Origin of the sequence: Paenibacillus sp. FSL K6-0276 (assembly GCF_037977235.1) — a bacterium.
Lineage (GTDB): Bacteria > Bacillota > Bacilli > Paenibacillales > Paenibacillaceae > Paenibacillus_AQ.
Genome location: NZ_CP150276.1, coordinates 4132722 through 4152827, shown reverse-complemented (window position 1 = coordinate 4152827; position 20106 = coordinate 4132722). Strand labels below are relative to the sequence as shown.

The 20106-nt window shown below is 44.7% G+C and carries 13 protein-coding genes; 12 read left to right on the top strand and 1 reads right to left on the bottom strand.

All coding sequences use genetic code 11. From position 1 onward, the window contains the following. Positions 1 to 88: 88 nt before the first annotated feature. Entirely contained in the window at positions 89 to 1000 is a 912-nt protein-coding gene (locus tag MHH52_RS19530; protein ID WP_313640861.1) for a LysR family transcriptional regulator, read from the bottom strand. Between the two features lie 648 nt (positions 1001 to 1648). Here MHH52_RS19530 and leuC point away from each other — a divergent pair. The 12 genes from leuC (at position 1649) to MHH52_RS19470 (ending at position 20106) form a co-directional block, all read left to right on the top strand. Beyond that, the gene (leuC, locus tag MHH52_RS19525; RefSeq protein WP_313640860.1) at positions 1649 to 3073 is read left to right on the top strand and encodes a 3-isopropylmalate dehydratase large subunit; all 1425 of its coding nucleotides are present in this window, start codon (positions 1649 to 1651) and stop codon (positions 3071 to 3073) included. 29 nt (positions 3074 to 3102) lie between these two features. Further along, positions 3103 to 3705, top strand: a complete 603-nt coding sequence (leuD, locus tag MHH52_RS19520; RefSeq protein ID WP_340004113.1) for a 3-isopropylmalate dehydratase small subunit — start codon at positions 3103 to 3105, stop codon at positions 3703 to 3705. A 187-nt stretch (positions 3706 to 3892) separates the two neighbouring features. After that, positions 3893 to 5473, top strand: coding sequence for an N-acetylmuramoyl-L-alanine amidase family protein (locus tag MHH52_RS19515; RefSeq protein WP_340004112.1), 1581 nt, complete (start codon positions 3893 to 3895; stop codon positions 5471 to 5473). Positions 5474 to 5620: 147 nt separating this feature from the next. Beyond that, the gene (locus tag MHH52_RS19510) at positions 5621 to 7063 is read left to right on the top strand and encodes an N-acetylmuramoyl-L-alanine amidase family protein (protein ID WP_340004111.1); all 1443 of its coding nucleotides are present in this window, start codon (positions 5621 to 5623) and stop codon (positions 7061 to 7063) included. Between the two features lie 214 nt (positions 7064 to 7277). Further along, positions 7278 to 7937: a GerMN domain-containing protein gene (locus tag MHH52_RS19505; RefSeq protein ID WP_340004110.1), complete on the top strand. Its 660-nt coding sequence runs from the start codon at positions 7278 to 7280 to the stop codon at positions 7935 to 7937. A gap of 87 nt (positions 7938 to 8024) precedes the next feature. Next, entirely contained in the window at positions 8025 to 10757 is a 2733-nt protein-coding gene (locus tag MHH52_RS19500; protein WP_340004109.1) for an S-layer homology domain-containing protein, read from the top strand. A gap of 219 nt (positions 10758 to 10976) precedes the next feature. Next, complete coding sequence (gene nth / locus MHH52_RS19495) at positions 10977 to 11657, top strand: endonuclease III (protein WP_340004108.1); 681 nt, start codon at positions 10977 to 10979, stop codon at positions 11655 to 11657. 25 nt (positions 11658 to 11682) lie between these two features. Next, complete coding sequence (locus tag MHH52_RS19490) at positions 11683 to 11949, top strand: NAD/NADP transhydrogenase alpha subunit (RefSeq protein WP_313640853.1); 267 nt, start codon at positions 11683 to 11685, stop codon at positions 11947 to 11949. 416 nt (positions 11950 to 12365) lie between these two features. After that, positions 12366 to 16052 carry a dynamin family protein gene (locus MHH52_RS19485; protein ID WP_340004107.1) on the top strand — a complete coding sequence of 1229 codons (3687 nt, stop codon included), beginning with the start codon at positions 12366 to 12368 and terminating at the stop codon, positions 16050 to 16052. Between the two features lie 149 nt (positions 16053 to 16201). After that, positions 16202 to 17392 carry a formate-dependent phosphoribosylglycinamide formyltransferase gene (gene purT, locus MHH52_RS19480; protein WP_340009740.1) on the top strand — a complete coding sequence of 397 codons (1191 nt, stop codon included), beginning with the start codon at positions 16202 to 16204 and terminating at the stop codon, positions 17390 to 17392. Further along, a complete protein-coding gene (locus MHH52_RS19475) occupies positions 17382 to 17846 on the top strand; it encodes a GNAT family N-acetyltransferase (protein ID WP_340004106.1) in 465 nt (154 codons plus the stop codon). Before purT ends, MHH52_RS19475 begins: the two co-directional genes overlap by 11 nt. Before the next feature lie 607 nt (positions 17847 to 18453). Then, entirely contained in the window at positions 18454 to 20106 is a 1653-nt protein-coding gene (locus MHH52_RS19470; protein ID WP_340004105.1) for a response regulator, read from the top strand.

Here is a 20106-nt window from a genome sequence, read left to right as displayed (position 1 = left end):
TTTGCAAAAAAAAGTGCCCCGATAGCCATGAGGATGGTTACTGGGGCGCTTTATTTGTTGTGGGTCAAGGTTAGGAGAATCTAAGTGTCTATTCTTCGGTTAATTCAGCTACCGTTGATTTGAATGTTTCTACAAAAGCCTTTGCGGCCTTGGATAAATAACGTCCACGTCGATAAGCTACGACTAGTGTTCGGCTAGGAGCAGGGTCAGCGAGCGGTAAGTAGACTGGGACGAATTCACTCCGCGGTGCCCGAGCAATGAAATGAGGCACAAGAGTTACCCCCATGCCAGTGGCCACCAGTGACTGGACCGTCTCCATGTTATTGCTCTCAAAGACGATTTGTGGCTCAAATCCAGCTTCCCTGCACAATTCAACAGTCATTTTACGGAAGCCTTGACCTTCCTTAAGTACGATAAATGGCTCGTTCTTTAGTTCTTCCAAAGAGGTTCTTGTTCCATCTAAGCTTCGTTTAGCGAGCGGATGTTCAGGAGGGACTGCAAGATCAATCCTTTCCTCGCCAAGCTCTTCATAAGCTAGAGCCGGAATCTCGAGTGGTAATGAGAGTAGGCTTAAATCGGTCTGTCCGCTCGCAGTGAGCTTCTCCAGGTTCATGGAGGAATCTTCGAGCAGTGTGATTTCTACTTCAGGATAGTTCTGTTTAAAAACCGGAAGCACATGCGGTAGTAGATGTGCACCTGTGATCGGCATACTGCCTACAACGACACGCCCGGTACGCAGTTCAGAAATGTCAGACATTTCTTGCCGCAATAGTTCTACGCCATCAATAATGATTTGGGCTTGCTCCACGAATTTTGATCCGGCATAAGTCAGCTCAACGGAGCTGGTATTACGCTGAAACAGCATTACACCGAGCTCTTTTTCCAGTTTGGAAAGCTGCTGGCTGAGTGATGGCTGGGCAATGTGCAGCTTGTCCGCTGCACGAGAGAAGTTTTTTTCAGCCGCGATTTGCAGCACATATTGCAGTTGTCTCAGTTCCATGTATGAACTCCTTAGGAGATTGATTTACTTATAAGTATAACCTATAAGATTGTAGTTTTGTATAGGTACAATTGTTATAAGTGGCTATTTATGCTTCAATTCGTAAGATTGTCAAAGCTGATAAGGAGATGGCATCTCTCACAAAAATGACCCTAGCTTCTGGAACCGGAATCAATCATCGAGATAAATGCATTCTATACATCTATTTCGTATGCAAAAGGGTTCTGTCTGGTTTTAAATGTATTCTATACAACTAAAAACTAGGGAAATCACCTCAACGGGAATAAATCAAGAAAATAGGTGTACGAAATACACTTATATCCATTGTTGAGCTACTTGAAGGATTATAGCTGTACAAAGTGCAATTAAATGCTCCTACACATCGCTTCCGTCGGCGCTCTTAATTATAGTGTTACTTGCGAAGAACCTTTAACGAAAGTGCTATGATTCTGACTGTGTGTCCCCCGGGCCACAGAGAGGTCATCTTTGATATAGTTGAACATATCTTATTCTCACTTATAGGATCAACCTATCACTTCTATAGATATCATATCTTGGAATTATAAAGACGGTGATGTTATATTTAGATCATTCAAGAGAGACTCCACGCTCTCTTCCAATGAACGATTCTATTAATGAGGTGAAATTATGAGCAACAAGACAATGTTTGAGAAGATTTGGGATAATCATGTTATTCATCAAGAGGAAGGTAAGCCTAGCATTATTTATATCGATCTGCATTTGGTTCATGAAGTAACTTCTCCACAAGCTTTCGAAGGACTTCGCCTTAGTAACCGCAAAGTTCGCCGTCCTGAACTAACGTTCGCTACGATGGACCACAACGTTCCTACTAAGGATCGGTTTAATATTAAGGATCCAATTTCCAAGCAACAAATTGATACACTTTCTAAGAACTGTGCTGATTTTGGTGTGAGATTGTTCGACTTGAATGATATTGATCAAGGCGTTGTACACGTAATGGGACCTGAAATCGGCTTGACGCACCCTGGCAAAACTATTGTTTGCGGAGACAGCCATACCTCCACACATGGAGCATTCGGCGCCCTGGCCTTTGGTATCGGAACTAGCGAAGTTGAACATGTAATGGCTACCCAATGTTTGCAGCAATCCAAAGCTAAGACTATGGAAGTTCGTTTCACAGGTAAACGCAATCCTGGTGTAACAGCAAAGGATATGATCCTTGGTGTTATTGCTAAGTACGGTACTGATTTTGCAACAGGTTATGTTATTGAGTATACAGGCGAGGCCATTCGTGAGCTGTCGATGGAAGAACGCATGACGGTCTGCAACATGTCGATCGAAGGCGGAGCGAGAGCTGGCTTGATTGCTCCTGATGAAACTACTTTTAACTATCTGCGTGAACGTCAGTACGTACCGCAAGGCGAAGCTTATGACGCTGCTGTTGAAACATGGAAGGGTCTTGTAAGCGACGAGGGAGCTCAGTATGATACGGTTGTTGACTTCGATGTGGAAACTTTGATTCCTCAAGTAACCTGGGGAACTAGCCCCGGTATGGGAACTGACATCAACTCTAGTGTACCGAACCCGGCTGATTTTACCACAGAAAATGAACGTAAAGCTGCTGAAAAAGCGCTTGAATATATGGATTTGATTCCTGGTACGCCAATTTCTGAAATTCCAATTGACTATGTATTTATCGGTTCTTGCACGAACGGACGGATCGAAGATCTGAGAGCGGCAGCAGTGGTAGCAAAAGGCCATAAGGTCTCTGATAAGGTTACCGCAATTGTTGTTCCTGGCTCTGGTCGTGTCAAAATGCAAGCTGAGAAGGAAGGACTTGATAAAGTCTTCACTGACGCGGGTTTTGAATGGCGTGAAGCGGGATGCAGCATGTGCCTTGCGATGAACCCGGATGTTCTGCAACCTGGACAACGCTGCGCATCTACCTCGAACCGTAACTTTGAAGGACGTCAAGGTCGCGGTGGACGCACGCATCTGGTATCCCCAGCTATGGCTGCTGCAGCTGCGATAAAGGGTCGTTTCACTGATGTACGTGATTGGAACTATAAGACGGAAGCCGTCAGCTCATAGAACTAGAGAGAACACGGGAGGATAAAACTATGGATGCTTTTAAAAAATTTACAGGAATTGTTGCACCAGTAGACCGGGTGAATGTAGATACGGATGCGATTATCCCAAAGCAGTTTTTGAAACGGATTGAACGGACAGGGTTTGGACAATTTTTGTTCTACGAATGGCGTTTTGATGAAGCTGGTAACGATAACGCTGCCTTTGAAATGAATAAACCACGCTATAAAGGTGCTTCTGTCTTGATCTCACGTGCTAACTTTGGCTGTGGTTCCTCACGGGAGCATGCACCTTGGGCGATTATGGATTATGGGTTCAGAGTTGTCATTGCACCTTCTTATGCGGATATCTTCTACAACAACTGCTTTAAGAACGGCATTCTGCCGATCAAGCTTTCGGAAGAACAAGTGGATGAGCTGTTTAATCGGACAGCCGAGCATGATGGTTACCAGTTGACAGTGGATCTTGAGAGCAATACACTCCATGATGAATTTGGACTGAGCATCAGCTTTGATTTAGATGAGCACCGCCGTCAGTTTTTGCTGCAAGGTCTGGATGATATCGGATTAACCCTTCAGCATGCGGATGAAATTGCTGCTTATGAAGAGCGTCATGCGGCCAAGTTATTCTCTTAATAATAGGATATAACTGGTCTCATTCTTAAACTTTACAAAAATTACGCAAAACTTCTATTTCCGAGTGTCGGAAATAGAAGTTTTTTTGCTATAATCGAAATATTCATTGGTGATAAAGGAAACATTTGGTGATTTCTGTCGTCTAAGTACTTATCTAGAATCTATTACTTGCAGAAGGAGCGGAAAAATGAGAAGAGCTGGGTATCGGACGTTGCTGCTATTATTAATGCCATTATTATTACTATCATTCACTGGACGTGAAGCTGCCGCAGCTGGTAGTAGCTCAGGCAGAATTATTATGGACAATCAAGAGCTTGCTTTACCAAAAGGAATTAAACTTGAGAACGTCAATGGTAGCGTTATGATTCCCGTCAGAGTAGTAGTGGAGAATCTTGGATTTGAGGTGTTATGGGAGCAGCAGGCCCGAAAAGTAACTGTTCACCAAGATGGTAAAAGCATTGAGCTGGCTGTAGGACGGAAAACGGCTGATGCTGATGGGGTAACGTTTGATTTAAATGCAGCACCCAAGCAAAGTGGTGGTACAGTTCTCGTTCCGATTCGCTTCGTAAGTGAGCAGTTCGGTCTAAAGGTTGGCTGGGATAATAGCGATAAAACGGTCTATTTGACGGGTGGACAAGCTTCGGTGGCTACACCTGAGGGAAGCGCTACTGGTTCAACAGTAACGAATACACCTTCTCCAACTCAGATTAGTACACCCGGAATGGATAACGGCACAACCGCTGGAAGTGTTATACCTTCACCTAATCCAACACCTACACCACAAACATCCGCAGTACCAGGAGGTTCAGGCGTGAATGCAGCAGGACCTCTAATAAACGGGGCAGCCTTCACCGAGAATCGATTAATCATCGCTGTTTCTGGGGCTACTAAACCAAGCATCACAAAAATGAGCAATCCGGATCGAATCGTCGTAGATTTTCCCGGTACAGCGTTTGCTCCTAATTTCGTTGGAGGCCTATCTAGTATTACTACAAACGGCAGTCCGCAAGGCAAGTTGGATGTTACTGGTTACCCTCTAGTTTCTGAGATCCGCTATGCATTGTTCAGTGTAAGCCCTTCCACCGTTAGGTTCGTGATTCAAACGGTCGGAAGCCAGCCGTATCAACTAAATACTGATGAAAGCACCGGACTGGTCACGCTTGATTTGAATGTTACAAGTAGTGAAGGGAACACCACAGGTGGTAGTGGAATAACTGGTAAGCCAATTGTGGTTCTGGACGCGGGTCATGGAGGGACACAATCAGGAGCAGTCAGCCTAACGGGCAAGCTGGAAAAGGACTTCAATCTGGCTGTTATCCGCAAAGTACAAACGCTGCTTATGCAGGAGGCATTGGTTGACGTTGTATTTACTAGAACTGAAGATATAACTCTGGGCCTTCAGGATCGAGTGAATATCGCAGAAGTGGCAAAGGCTAATCTATTTATTTCAGTACATGGGAATTCGCTGGAGCTGGGTTATCCTAATAGAGAGAAAATAAATGGCAGTGAAACCTACTATTCGCGGAGCGATAGTCTGCCACTTGCTCAGATTATGCACAAACATCTGGTAGCAGGGACTGGATTCAAAGACAACGGAATAAGAACGAAAAGTCTGCATGTTACACGAGAGACCAGTATGCCGGCAGTACTTCTGGAAGTGGGGTATCTTACAAATACAGGAAATGAATCGGGTATGTATAGTGAGCAGCTTCAAGACAAATTAGCGAGGGAAATTGTAGCTGGTATTAAGGAATACCTAGGACTTTAATGTTTGATGTTGGTGAGATTTCTCAATTTTTATGGAATATATTCGCAACCTTTATAGATTAATAGCGTCTAATAGAGGTCTAAGGTTGACGTAGACAGGCCATCACGATCGCCATTCACAGGCGAATACTAGATTTAGAGGTGAAGAATGAAGAAATTCAGTTTGATGTTGTTTTTGTTGCTCTTAGTATTGGTTTTTCCTGAGAACGGACATGCTGCTGCCGGGAATAGCAAGATTTATCTGGACGGCAAAGAGCTGACCGCAGGGCAAAATGTCCCGGTTGAGAATGTGAATGACACAATCATGGTGCCGTTAAGATTGATCTCCGAAAGCCTTGGATATAATGTGGGTTGGGATCAGATGAGCAAGACGGTAACGATTGAACAGGAAGGAAAGGTCATCAAACTGGTTGTAAATCAAAAGACAGCCTCAGTTGATGACAAGACAGTAACGCTTACCACGGCTCCAATCCTTCGTAGTAATACGACACTTGTCCCGATCCGGTTCATAAGTGAACAGTTTGGTCTAAATGTCTCGTGGGACAACGTGAAAAAGAGTGTATATCTTATTACCCCAGGATCCTCAAATGATAACGGTAGTTCTGGTGGAGATACTGAAAATGGTGGATCTGAAGTTGTTGTCCCGCCAGTAGATCCTTCTAAGAATTTAACGATGGTAAATGGTGTGAGCTTCAGTGAAAATCGTTTGATCATTGCAATGGAGGGTAATTCTGAACCGAAAGTGACGGCGATGACTGGGCCGGATCGGTTAGTTGTTGATTTACCTAATGCCACCTTCTCAGACCTGTTTGGCACAGGACAAATCCTTGATCCTGACCTTAACGGTAGCCTGGAAGTGAAAGATTATCCGGATGTATCAGGAGTACGATACTCCCTTTATAGCACAAACCCTTATACAGTACGATTTGTAATCGATTTGAATCATGCTAAGAATTATAACGTTAGCGTAACAGGAGACGAATCTAAGCTAGTTGTTATCGATCTAAATGCGGAAAGTACTGAAGATACTACAACACAACCAGGTAACAATGGTAGAAAGCTTGTAGTATTAGATGCAGGGCATGGAGCTAAGGATTCCGGTGCAGTGGGTGTTACTGGTAAATACGAGAAGAATTTTAATTTAGCTATCGTACTTAAGACAGCAGAATTGCTGAAACAAGAAAGTAATATTGACGTTGTGCTGACACGCAGTAATGATACTTTCTTAGAGCTTAAGGAAAGAGCGGCTATGGCTAATAATTTAAAAGCGGATATATTCATATCTGTACACGCCAATAGCTCATCATCCTCTGCTTCTAGTGGAACAGAAACGTATTATCAGCGGGAAGCCAGTAAGGCATTGGCGAATGTGATGCATAAATATCTTGTTAAGGCTACAGGACTTAGCGATCGCGGTGTACGATACGGGAATTTCCATGTTATCCGTGAAACGAAAATGCCTGCAGTATTACTTGAAGTAGGGTACCTTAGCAACAAAAAAGATGAGGCATTGCTCTTTACAGATGCGTTGCAAAATAAAGTTGCTACTTCAATAGTGAGTGGGATTAAGGAATACTTGAGTATAAAATAACAGACCAGTGGCAGACGAGCGCCGCAAAGTCAGCTTTCTGCTTTTATTTAAATATAAGAAAGTATAAGTATTGTACTTATACTTTATGTCTTATATTTCTCGCTTAAACGCTTGCCGCCCTTATAAGGACGACGAAGGCATTTATGCTTGTAAAAGCAAGAAGTGGTTTTGCGGTACCTGTCTGCCCGTATTCATCTAGAGGAGGCGTTTATTAATGATGAAACAAAAATGGGGAACTATTGGGATCGCTACACTGCTTCTGCTAGTGATTGCTGGCTGTGGAGATAAGCCTACTGCGGCTCCAGCTAATGGAGTGGAGCAAGATACTTCAAATGTTGTAAGTGGTGCGGGAGAAAGTACATCTGCTCCAACCGATGATCCAGGGAAAGAAGTGGTTAGCACTCCGCAACCGTCAGCGGATAATAACAACACAGAAGCTCAGGCATCTGCGAAGCCAGCAGTAGATGAGAAGCAAAAACAGAGCCAGAGCATAGAAGCTTATTATACGAATTCACAAGTTATGGATTTGGTTCCTGCTAAGACTAATATTAGCTTCTCTGACGATGTGGAGAAATATACAGAGACGTTCAAAGCATTGCAAACTAACGAGAATACAGAGCTTGTACCATTATGGGACAAGATTGAACTGAAATCGTTAAAGTTTGTAGATGGTCAAATCGTGATGGATATTCATAAACCAGATGAAGCGCAGCTGGGTGCTGGTGGGGAGTCCTTAGCGATTTCTTCACTTGCCAAAACCTATTTTCAATTTGAAGAAGTGAAGAGTATCGAAGTTTTGGTAGATGGTGAGAAGGTAGAAAGTCTGATGGGTCATGTGGATTTACTGCACCCTATGACTAGAGATAATAGCTAATTAATATTACAACAAAGGAATAAAGCGTCTAACTGACGAATTTTTAATTATACTATTTATTTGAGTCATAGAGAGGGGAATAATCTATTGTCCGCGCAAAAAAGGTCAAAACGTCCATTGAAGGCTTATTCTACTAAAGCAGTATCGGCTGTTATGGCTGGAGCGATGATTTTTGGTGGTGCAAGCGCAGTATTTGCAGATACCGCTGCTACGACAGGAGCAACAACCACTACACAATCTGTGGGGATTTTTAGTGATGTGAAGACAGGCTTCTGGGCTGAAAAGCATATTTATAAACTAGCATCACAAGGAATTGTGGTTGGAAATAATGGGTTGTTCCGTCCGGGAGATTCTGTAACTCAGCAGGAAGCCGTGCTTATGGCATTACGGTTTATGAAGCTGCAGGATAAAGTGGATAATTCTTCTGCTGTAGCTTTACCTACTGATTTTAAGGTTTCAAATTATTACAAGAACTATGTTGTTCTAGCGTTCCAACAAGGTCTTTTGGATAAAACTACGGAAATGTCTCCTGATAATCTGAAGACTTCTTGGGGAGAACGTAAAGCATCCCGCGAATGGATTGCTGAACTGTTAATTCGTGCACTAGGAAAAAGTGAAGATGCAACTGTAGCAGCTAGTAAGCCGACAGGCTTTGCTGACGATGCTAAAGTGTCTGCAAACAAGAGAGGGTACATCAACGTTGCTGTTAATCTAAAATTAGCCAATGGTCTTGACGGTAATCGCTTTGATCCACAAGGGGCTGTGACCCGTGCTCAGTTAGCTACCTTTTTCAGTCGGGCGGAAGCCCATAATACCCTTGAATATGATAACACTTACACAGGAACGATTAGTCAATTGAAAGATGGAAAACTGACTGTGTTTAATAACGGTAAGTCTTCTACATATAATTTAGGCGCTAACACCGCTTACTATACAAGCACTTCTGAAAGCAGAATCAATTTAAGTGAGATACAGCCCTTCACAAAGGTTACCGTAATTGGAGCAGCAGATAATGCAGCCTATGTTGAAGTGCTTGATCCTACACAACAAATTGAGAACCTATCCGGAAACTTTGCAATGGTAGCTCCTGGTAATAAGCTATGGCTAAAATCAGCTACTGGCTTTACTGAATATTACTATGATGAAACGACTACCTTTGTAGATGCGAATGGGACTCCAATTGAACCTGCTTTGCTGGTAGCAGACAGTGTAGTTACGTTGCAGCGCGAGACGTATAGTGGATCACATAAAGTAGTCAAGGTTCAAGTAACTTCAGGGGTGGTTAACAAAACAACAACAGGCACCATTCAAAGTGTAGATCTTACTGGTAAAAGCATTACTTTTAAGAATGCTGCTGGTACGGTGGAAACCTTTAAATGGGAGGATGGAACTTCATTATTTACTTACCAAGCATCCGTGTTGCAGCCTGCAGAATTGAAGACAGGTTCTGCTGTCAAATATACGGTTAAAGAAAATGTGATACGTTCTGTAGAAGTGACAGAGGGTATTGAACGGACCGTTCAGGGTGTACTTACAGAACTGACCAGTTCAACAGTTGTTTATAAAAAAGCGGACGGAACTCGTGAAGTTAAGCTGCTAGGTACTAAGCCAGCTATTGTCATTCCGAACATGAGCGGCGCTGTGGCGGATGATCTTATAGCTGATGCAGTAGGTGGGGACAAAATTCAGCTTACGCTGAACAGCAGTGATCAAGTCACAAAAATTGAAGTGTTAAGCCGTCAAATTGATCAGTTTAGTGGAGCGACGGTTATTGATTATAATACTAAAACGCAGCTGTTGACAGTTATGGATACTGATAAAAAGGCTCATGTCGTTCAGTTGGATGAGAAAACAAAGTTGTTGATTGAAGGTGCACTTCCTAACTTAACTAATATCGGTACGAAACTTATTGAGAACCGTAAAGTAAATGTAAAAGCTATAGGACAACGGGCTTTATCGTTGGAAATTGTCACAAAGTATGAAGGAACCTTGACTGCTGTTAATTCTTCCTCGAGAACTATTGTATTGAAGCTTAATGATGGGCAAACTTTAACGATGCCTTATCCACAATTAATTGATCTCTTTGGTAAGACTAGTCCAACTTTAAGTGATGTTCCTGTTGGTAGTAATGTGACAGCCTCACTGACAACTGGCCAGGATATCATTGCAGTACTGAAAGTGAAGACAGCTTTACAAGTTGAAGCAGCAACTGTTAATGCCGGAACCAACCGTTTGAGTGTTAAATGGAACGGTGGAACAAGTGAGATCAATACTGCTGTACTTCCAATAACAAATGAAGCTGGCGAGAGCATTAAGCTAACAGCTGTGAAATCGGGAGATTTTCTTAATGTGACCTTTGATGGAAGCACTCCACTCGCTATTCAGACAGTTAAGCTTACAACGGGCCAGATTAGTTCAGTCGATGCTGCAGCGAATAGTTTGGTTGTAAAAGAGTATGCTGGTGCAGCACAAAACTTTGCTGTAAGCGGTGGAATTAGAATCATTCGTGATGGCGCGACAACAACTGCTCTTAGTAACTTAACAACAGCGGACAGAGTGGAGATTCGGAAAGATACGGATGGAGCCACAGTCATTCGTGTGTTACCTCAGCTAACTCGTTCATTCTCTCGCTATGACAGTACGACGAACTCATTGGTGACTAAAAGAGCTAATCTGAGCGATAAGTATCAGTTCACACTTGCTTCAAATGTATATATTCATCAAGGGGATACGACATTATCCGTGCAATCTCTGAAAGAAAATGATAATATTATAATGTATTTCAATAATGATATCGTGGTTGAAATTGTGAAACAATAGTAGCAATGGTGGATTTCCGAGTGAATCACCGTCTTGACACAGGGGCTTTGCCTGCGTCAAGACGTTTTTTTTGAAATATAAGAGCGTATTAGTATTGTATTTTCTTGAAATGTATGAAACCATACGTTATAATACAGACTTTGCTTATATTTCTTTACATTTGAGAGGACACGCTCGTGTAGGTTTTACTGAGCGTAATCGCTCCGTGGAGGGGACACTATGAAAGTTGCAGAGGTCCGCCACATTTTGGATACGATTGGAGACTTGTTCCCTGATGCACATTGCGAGCTCAATCACAGTAACGCTTTTGAATTAACGATAGCGGTGCTGTTATCAGCCCAATGTACGGATGCAACGGTGAACAAAGTGACCGAGGACCTGTTCCAAAAGTACAAAGCCCCCATCGATTATATTTCTGTACCGCTGGAGGAATTGGAGGGGGATATCCGGCGCATCGGCTTATATCGTAACAAAGCTAAGCATATCCAAAGCCTATGCTCTATACTCATAGAACAGTATGGTGGCGAGGTGCCTGAGGCTCATGACTTGCTTGTAACTTTACCCGGTGTAGGTCGTAAAACTGCAAACGTAGTAGTATCCAACGCTTTTGGAGTTCCTGCCATTGCAGTGGACACGCATGTGGAGAGGGTTGCTAAACGACTTGCATTAGCAGGCTGGAAAGATTCTGTGCTGGAAGTGGAAAAGAAGCTGATGAAGGCTGTGCCACGTGACGAATGGACGATCACGCATCACCGGCTTATCTTTTTCGGACGATATCACTGCAAGGCACAGAACCCAAAATGTCAAGTTTGTCCGCTCCTTGATGTATGTCGAGAGGGCAAAAAACGTATGAAAACAGCTGTTGTCAGGAAAGCTAAAGAGCATACGTCAAAAAGTTAGAGTTGAAGAAGAGGATGGGATAGAGATGAAATGCATTTCTGTATACACAGATAATTTTGAAGTGTTCTCGGATATTTTTGACCGCGTAGTGGAAAGCCCGCTAGAAGAGAACGAAGAGCAAGAAGTAGAGGGTATCACGATCAGTCATTCCGGTGAAGTTCCTGAACATTATTTTGAGCGTATGTCAGTGAAACCAGAGGTTGTCGTAATGAGAGATAAAGCTCGTGGTTTGACTATTCTGCAACACGGAAAAGTATTCGAAATTCTGTTGCCTGTTTCGGAAACTGCATAAATTAGAAGTGATCTGAAAAGGAGTCGGCCCTAGGGGCTGTCTCCTTTTTTTTGTAATTCCTTTCTTTAGCGAGAATAGCAGAAAGATGTTTGATTAACCTCATTTCGTAGGAGATGATAGGTTATTTTGTAAGTAGTGTGTATTTAATTTGTGTCAAAGTGGTGATAAACTGTAATTATTATTTATAAAAAGGGTTCCGCGCTACATCTCAGAAATTGCATCTTTATAAACATTGCACAAGCATAAACGCCTTCGGTGTCCTTATAAGGGCGGTAAGCGTTTAAGCGAGAAATATAAGGATAAAGTATAATGTGAAACTTATACTTTCTTATATTTAAAAAAGAGTCTGAATTAGTATTCATGAATGGGTTAAGTTCAGAGCATGATTAGATGGTAACAGTGGAGGTGGAGAGTCAGTGAGAGCGGAACAGATTAGAATCCAGAAAGAGACATTAAATGAAACAGCATCGCTGCTTTTCCAGTTGCGAGGATTAATGCACCGCTGGGGTGATGAGGGATCTGAACGTATATATGAAGATTTACAAAATAAAGAGGGTGGGAATGAACTAACCCTTGCTTTTTGTGGACATTTTTCGGCAGGTAAATCTAGTATGATCAACCTTCTATGCGGCAGCTCAGTACTGCCATCCGGACCTGTGCCGACTAGTGCCAATATAGTTTCTATTCGCAGCGGGGCTCCACGAGTACTTATCTATCCTAGGGTTGAGGGAAGTGAAAATGAACCTGCTCCTATAGAGACAACACCAGAAAGATTACAGGAATACTGTCGAAATGGCGGAGATTATTCCGCCATTGAAGTATGGAATGAGATTCCACTGCTAGGCAAGCATGGTGTTCTATTGGATACGCCTGGGGTGGATTCTACGGATGATGGCCATCAGGCGGCGACTCGCTCAGCGCTGCATTTGGCTGATGTCGTATTCTATGTAATGGACTATAACCATGTACAGTCAGAGAATAATTTGGCTTTTGCCAAAAATCTTAGTGACTGGGGTAAACCGTTGTATCTCATTGTTAATCAGATCGACAAGCACCGGGAACAAGAAATTTCTATTGAGGAATATAAACGTCAACTTGAAAATGCTTTTGAACAATGGGGGATTCATTGTGCAGGAATTTTGTTCACCTCTCTCAAAAAGAAAGAGCATTCACTTAATCATTGGGATAATCTGCTCAGCGTTATAACCGAACTGTTGGAACATAGGGAACAACTTCTTCAATATAGCCTGTCTCGTTCCATCCACCATACAGCAGATTCTTCTTTAACTGCATTCCGTGAAGATCAGCAGGAGGAAAGAGGCACTCTCCTTGAAGAACTAGATGGTACAGATGCAGAGACTGTGACGTTTGAACTGAAATCACTGGAAGAAGAGCAGGCACGACTTGAGGAGTTGCCTCAGCTGTCGCGAGCGAGCTTGCGAAGTGGTCTCGACACCTTACTTAACAATGCTAATCTAATGCCTGCGGATGTACGAGAGGCATCGGGAAGCTATATGGAGAGTGTCAGCCCAACGTTTCGGTTAGGGTTTTTCTCTACGGCTGCTCGGCGGGAGAAGGAACAAAGTAAACGACTGGCAGTCTGGCAAGGACTGTTGACCCGAGAGGTTTCCGCCCAGCTGGAATGGCATTTGATTCAGCTGGTACGTGATTGGGCGGAGAGTCTCGGGGTGTGGGCAGAGGAGGCAGAGACGACTCTGAAGCAAGGCTTCCCGGCGATGAGCCAGGAGTGGCTGGCGGCTGCAGTTAAGCCGGGAATGGGCTATAGTGGCGAGGCGCTGCTCAATTTCTGCCGCACACTTGCGGCAGATTTGAAGAGCCAGTTCCGCCGCGCCGCGTTATTGGTGAGCGATGAGCTGTTAGCGAAGCTGCCACCGCTCATGGAGGAGCGGCGCGCGGAACTCCAGCGCCGCGAACAGGCCCTTACGCGGCAGGCGCGCGCCGTAGCCGCGCTAGCCGCCCTTGACCGCGCGGCGGACGCCCGCGCGCACGAGCTCGCGGCGCTGCTGCCGCCGCGCCGACCCCTCACCCCCGGCATCCTGCCGGAGGTGAGGGTAACCCCGCTTGCGGCTGCGCAGAGCGCCGCCACGCGGGAGACCCCGCCGCCGCAGCGCGCCGCGGCTGGAAGTGCCGCCGCCGTAAGCTGGGCGGCGGGCACGGCTTCGCCGGCGGGCGGACGCCGCCGGCTATCCGCAGCCGCTGACGCGCTGGCGGCTGCGGCAGAGCTGCTGCGCCGCGAGCCAGCGATGGCATCGGCGGCGCGGAGTCTGGCCGCACGGGCGGAGGATCTCGCCGGCGGCCGCTTTACCCTAGCGCTGTTCGGTGCGTTCAGCGCGGGTAAGTCCTCCTTCGCCAACGCTTTGCTCGGCGAAGAAGTGCTGCCCGTGTCTCCACATCCCGCCACGGCTGCGGTCAACCGCATATTGGCGCCGGAAGGAGACTTCCGCCATGCCAGCGCGGTTGTAACGATGAAGACTATGGCAGATTTCTGGGATGACATCTGCCATTCCTTCAGTGTGCTGCAGATTGGCGAACCTCAGCGGGATACGTGGACAACAGTACTTGCAAGCTTGCCTGCCCGGGGAATTCATCCGTCTGCGCTGCCGCATGCTGGATTTTTACGGGCAGCAGCGGCTGGTTGGGCTGAAGCCGAGCCCCTTTTAGGAAAGGTGCGAACCGTTGATTTAGAAGAATACCGAAGCCTTGTTGCGGAAGAGACCCGGGCCTGTTTCGTGCAGGGGATTGATTTGTACTATGCCTGTCCCTTGACTGAGAGCGGGATTGTACTTGTGGATACACCAGGAGCCGATTCACTGCATGCTCGTCATACCGGCGTAACCTTTAATTACATGAAAAATGCGGACGCGATATGCTTTGTTACCTATTACAACCACGCCTTTTCGAAAGCAGATAGAGGACTGCTTGCACAACTGGGCCGAATTAAAGATAGCTTTGCACTTGATAAAATGTTCTTTATTATCAATGCTTCCGATCTTGCTTCAGGAGAAGATGAACTGGAAGAAGTAAGAGAACATGTCGCTCAAAATTTACGTGCGGGTGGTTTACGCTCTCCGAGAATCTATGCGCTGTCCAGCTTGCTTGCTCTGGAAGGTAAAACTCAGCGTAATTATGATCTCTATGAGGCTTCCCGTTTCAATCATTTTGAGCAAGCCTTGTCCAGCTTCGCGGGAGATGAACTTCCTAAGCTTTCACTTAACGCAGCTGCAGAGAGTATCGCATCTGTTCGCCGCCGGGCGGAAGAGTGGCAGAATCTCGCTTCCATGGCGGCAAACGAGCGTGAAGCTGGATTAAAAGAACTGCAAGAACGTCGTCAGTTAGCCATGAAGCGGCTATCCCTTTTGGAGATAGAGGAACGTCCTAACAGGGATCTTGTTCATGAAGGTGAGGAGCTGATTTATCACGTCTGTCAGCGGATTAGCTTCTCTTTCACCAGGAATTTTCAAGAATCCTTCCACCCCTCATTACTGCGTGAGGATGCAGGGAATTTAAAAGCTATCTTCTCTGCCTGTGGTGCGGAGCTGATGCGTACCACTCAGCGTGAATTGGAGCAAGAGCTATGGGCGACAACACTGCGACTGGAGAGTACTGGGCGCAGACTTGTTCATGAAGTTGCTGAAACGGCTGCTTCTGAGCTGCTTTTCTCTACTCAGGAGTTCCATCTGATGGAGTATGAAGAGGAAGCTTGGCCTTCTCCTAATGATCTGGAATGCCAGCTTCACTCCGTGGAATGGTCAACCTTATGGGGACATTTCAAATCCCCTCGGTATTTCTTTGAAGGAGCTGGCCGGGAACAAGTCAAAGGTGTGGCGGAGCCTCTTGTGAAAGAAGCTGTTAATCTTGCGGCAGCAGTGCAGAAGAAAAAGTTGCTTGCACATTATGTCGAATGCGTCGTCAGAGAGCTGAAGTCTGCTGCAGAGCATTTGCAAGAGGGGTTAGCGGAGCAAGAGAAAGCGATGCTGGATCTCCTTAAAGGGGGTGAATCCGCAGATCATTGGGGTCAGTTAGGCCACCAATTATCCCTCTTGGAACAATCTTTCGTTGATATATTGGACAAAGATCTTTGAAATTTGTAGGAAATTGTCGAAGAACGCTTGCAATCTGGCTTATGATGGATGAAAATAAAGAAGCCTGAAAATATACAATGAAACTGTTCCGTTTTCAGAAATTTATGGAAACGAGATAGTCAATTTGCCGAAAGAGGTTGAAATCGACAATGTGGGGAGCTCCTTTTTCAGCTCAAAGCCGCAAGCTGCTGCTGCTGGGCAGCGGGGAACTGGGTAAGGAAGTCATAATCGAAGCTCAACGTCTTGGCGTAGAGACTGTAGCTGTAGACCGTTATAGCGATGCACCAGCGATGGGTGTAGCTCATCGTTCACATGTTATTGATATGCTGGACGCAGAGGCGCTTAAAACGCTTATTCGCTCAGAGAAACCGGATGTTATTGTTCCGGAGATTGAAGCAATCGCCACTCATGCTCTTCAAGAGCTTGAAGAGGAAGGTTTCTTCGTTGTTCCGACCGCACGAGCGGCTCGTCTGACCATGGACAGAGAAGGCATTCGCCGACTTGCTGCTGAAGAACTTGGATTGCCAACAGCGGATTATCGTTTTGCAGATAGTCTGGAAGAACTGCATCAAGCCGTTGCAGAACTAGGCACTCCTTGTGTCATCAAGCCGATTATGAGTTCTTCCGGTAAAGGTCAAAGTGTTTGCAAAAGACCTGAGGATGCGGAAGAATGCTGGAACACTGCTTTGGATGGAGCGAGAGCCAAAGGAACTCGAGTTATCGTGGAGGCTTTCGTTACCTTTGAGAGCGAGATTACACTCTTGACGGTAAGGTCCGTGTCTGGCACGATATTTTGTCCACCTATTGGGCATATTCAGAAAGATGGGGATTATGTCGAATCATGGCAGCCTCACTTTATGAAGCCGGAACTTCTGGATGAAGCTCAGTCTATTGCTAAAGCAGTTACCGATCAGCTCGGAGGTTTCGGTATTTTTGGAGTGGAACTTTTCTTGACGGATCGAGGCGTATTGTTTAGTGAAGTGTCACCTAGACCTCATGATACGGGGATGGTGACGATGGCGACGCAGGATTTATCTCAATTTGCAGTGCATGTCAGAGCTATTCTTGGTTTTCCAGTCCAGTCAGTACAATTATTGACACCAGGTGCCTCAGCTACGTTGAAGGCTGATGGAGAAGGACGAGCTTTTGTTGTGACCGGAATTGGTGAAGCTTTGGAGTTACCTAGGACTCAGGTTCGGGTATTTGGTAAACCAGAAGTCCGTCCTGGGCGGCGGATGGCAGTGGCGTTAAGTGCGGCGGAAGATGTGGAAATCGCGCGGACGGTAGCCAAGCAGGCAGCGTCTATGCTAAAAGTGGAGGTATATGAGGATGAACAGTAGTACCATGGCACCTGTACTGGAAATTCGCAAATGCGGCTTGAATGATCTGGAGAGAGTTACAGCGCTTCTGCGGGAATTCGGCTATCCAACAACGCTTAGCGTGATGAAAGAGAGACTCGAAAGCATGGAGAATAACCATCTCCAATGCACGCTTGTTGCAGAACTAAACAATGAAGTTGTGGGAATGGTCGGTCTTAGACAGGTAATCTCGTATTACAAACAGACAGATTGTATCACTGAGATTACTGCACTTATCGTATCAGAAGAACTCAGAGGAAACGGACTCGGTAAAAGACTTGTGGCCGCAGCAGAAGAATGGGCACGTGAGCAAGGTTGCTGTCAGCTCTTCTTGAGAAGTGGTAACCGCGTAGAGCGCGCACCGGCACGTGCTTTTTATCGTCATCTAGGTTTCGAAAAAACAGCAGGTTATCGCTTTAACAAAGCGTTGCTATAATACTTATAGGTTCCGATCATCCCCATCCCAGCTACGGCGGGATGGTTTTTTTTGTAGAATAATGCTTTGAAGTGGATCGTTTTATGATATGTCCGCTTGTGATGAGATTAATTTCGCAGTGTTATTGTTAAAGATGGACAGATGTTATAGGGAAATTCTCCTTATAAATTTGTCTTTTTGGTCTCCAGCACATGAATAATGGGAAAACCTCCCTATAAAAGGAACCAATTTCATCATAAGGACTGTTTTCATCTTAATTTGCGAATGCTGGAAGCATTTTTACTTTTGAAAGAATCCGCGATCAATTGCAATTTGCCTCACTTTTTCGAATCCCCAATCAAGTCACGCGCCAGCATTTCACTACATTACCCCGATTAGTTCCATCCACTGTACTAGCTAAAGAGGCAACATCACCTATTTTCATATATTTCATATCCTACTGACTCCGTATTTCATATCCCTCTGAATCGCGCTATGCAGTCACTAGACTAACTCTTTTAGTTTTTAGTAAATCGATTTAAATAACTAACCATAGATGGAATAGTTTGAATCATATAGAATGAATTTTATGACAGCTCAATAAATCGTTTCCAAAGAGGGATGAGAAATGTATAAGTTAATTCTTGCAGAAGATGAAGAAGACGTTAGAGAAGGGGTCATCGGGCAGATAGATTGGGAACACTACGGCTTCGAGATTGTAGAACAGGCGGAGAATGGACGGGAGGCAGCGGATGCGATTGATCGTTTGCTCCCGGATGTGGTTGTGACCGATATTCAAATGCCTTTTATGAATGGACTGCAGCTGGCTGAATGGATTCGCGATCGGCATCCCAATACCAAGATCATCATACTGACTGGGTATGATGAGTTTGAATATGCACAGAAGGCGATTAAACTACAAATTGATGAGTATATTTTGAAACCGTTCTCATCACAAGAATTGATTGATGTTCTTCTTAAGGTCAGAGCCACCATAGAAGCTGAAATCGCAGAGAAAGAAAATGTTTTTGTACTCAGCGAGCATTATCGAAAAAGTCTGCCTGTGTTGCGTGAACAGTTCCTATCTTCACTAGTATCACGTAGATTACGAATGAATGAAATCAATGAGAAAAGTTCGGAATACGGAATAGATCTAGATGGGCGTTGGTTTCAAGCCTCGGTAATTAGTGTGGATTATATTCGTCCAGAGCGAGAAGCGGTTGGTATTTCCGCTAGTAAGCAAATTTCTTTACGAGATACGGGAGAGAAAAATTTACAGCTATTCGCTGTGTTGAATATTGCAGAAGAATTATGTACTAAGCATAATTTTGGCAGGGTGTTTATCCATCGTGATGAGGTAGTGCTCTTTTCAATTTGTGATGCAGGTGAAGAAACTGAAATTACGGGGAAGACCTTTGAGATTCTAGAAGAAATCCGCCACAATGTGCAGCGGTTTCTGAAGCTAACGGTAACCGCTGGTTCTGGAACGGTGTGTCACTCGCCTGCTATGCTATTTAACTCCTTCGGAGATGCCATGCAAGCGTTAGATTATCGTCTCATTCTAGGTAATAACAGAGTCATTTGGATCGAGGATGTGGAGTCACGTTCTAATGCACTCTTGGCCTATGATGAACTGACCCAGCAGTCCTTAATCCGAACAATTAAGATGGGAACCGTACAGGAGCTTAAGGAGGTGGTTGAGGAGTTATTTGGCGGATTGGATGCCGAGCAGGTATCTACTCAGGATTATCAGATTTTTTTGCTGGAGATTATTACATCCATCCTCCGTGTAGCCAAAGAATCCGGTAGTGATGCTGCCAAATTCGTAGGATCTGGTATTTCCTCATTAACTGAGATGAATAAATTCAATAGTATGAGTGAAGCTAAGCAATGGATTATTACGATCTGCAGCCGACTAATGGACTCCATTGCTTTAGAACGTCAATCCAGTTATAAACTGCTCATTGATGAAGCCAAAGAATATATCCGTAGCCACTATGAGGAATCGGACATTTCTATCGGAAAGGTCTGTCAACATTTGCATATCAGTACGGGGTATTTTAGCAGTATTTTTAAGAAGGAAATGAAGATGACATTTGTTAGTTATCTCTTGCAAATCCGATTAGAAGCAGCAAAAGAACTATTGCGCTCTACGGAACTGAAGGCTTTTGAGATCGCTGAGAAAATTGGCTTTGCTGATCCTAACTATTTCAGCTTTTGCTTCCGCAAAAAATATGGTCAGTCTCCTAAAGAGTATAAAAATAGCTCCAGAGGAGGGTAG

Coding starts and splice junctions, on each gene's coding strand:
- MHH52_RS19530 (WP_313640861.1), bottom strand. CDS start 1,000: ATGGAACTGAGACAACTGCAATATGTGCTGCAAATCGCGGCTGAAAAA.
- leuC (WP_313640860.1), top strand. CDS start 1,649: ATGAGCAACAAGACAATGTTTGAGAAGATTTGGGATAATCATGTTATT.
- leuD (WP_340004113.1), top strand. CDS start 3,103: ATGGATGCTTTTAAAAAATTTACAGGAATTGTTGCACCAGTAGACCGG.
- MHH52_RS19515 (WP_340004112.1), top strand. CDS start 3,893: ATGAGAAGAGCTGGGTATCGGACGTTGCTGCTATTATTAATGCCATTA.
- MHH52_RS19510 (WP_340004111.1), top strand. CDS start 5,621: ATGAAGAAATTCAGTTTGATGTTGTTTTTGTTGCTCTTAGTATTGGTT.
- MHH52_RS19505 (WP_340004110.1), top strand. CDS start 7,278: ATGATGAAACAAAAATGGGGAACTATTGGGATCGCTACACTGCTTCTG.
- nth (WP_340004108.1), top strand. CDS start 10,977: ATGAAAGTTGCAGAGGTCCGCCACATTTTGGATACGATTGGAGACTTG.
- MHH52_RS19490 (WP_313640853.1), top strand. CDS start 11,683: ATGAAATGCATTTCTGTATACACAGATAATTTTGAAGTGTTCTCGGAT.
- purT (WP_340009740.1), top strand. CDS start 16,202: ATGTGGGGAGCTCCTTTTTCAGCTCAAAGCCGCAAGCTGCTGCTGCTG.
- MHH52_RS19475 (WP_340004106.1), top strand. CDS start 17,382: ATGAACAGTAGTACCATGGCACCTGTACTGGAAATTCGCAAATGCGGC.
- MHH52_RS19470 (WP_340004105.1), top strand. CDS start 18,454: ATGTATAAGTTAATTCTTGCAGAAGATGAAGAAGACGTTAGAGAAGGG.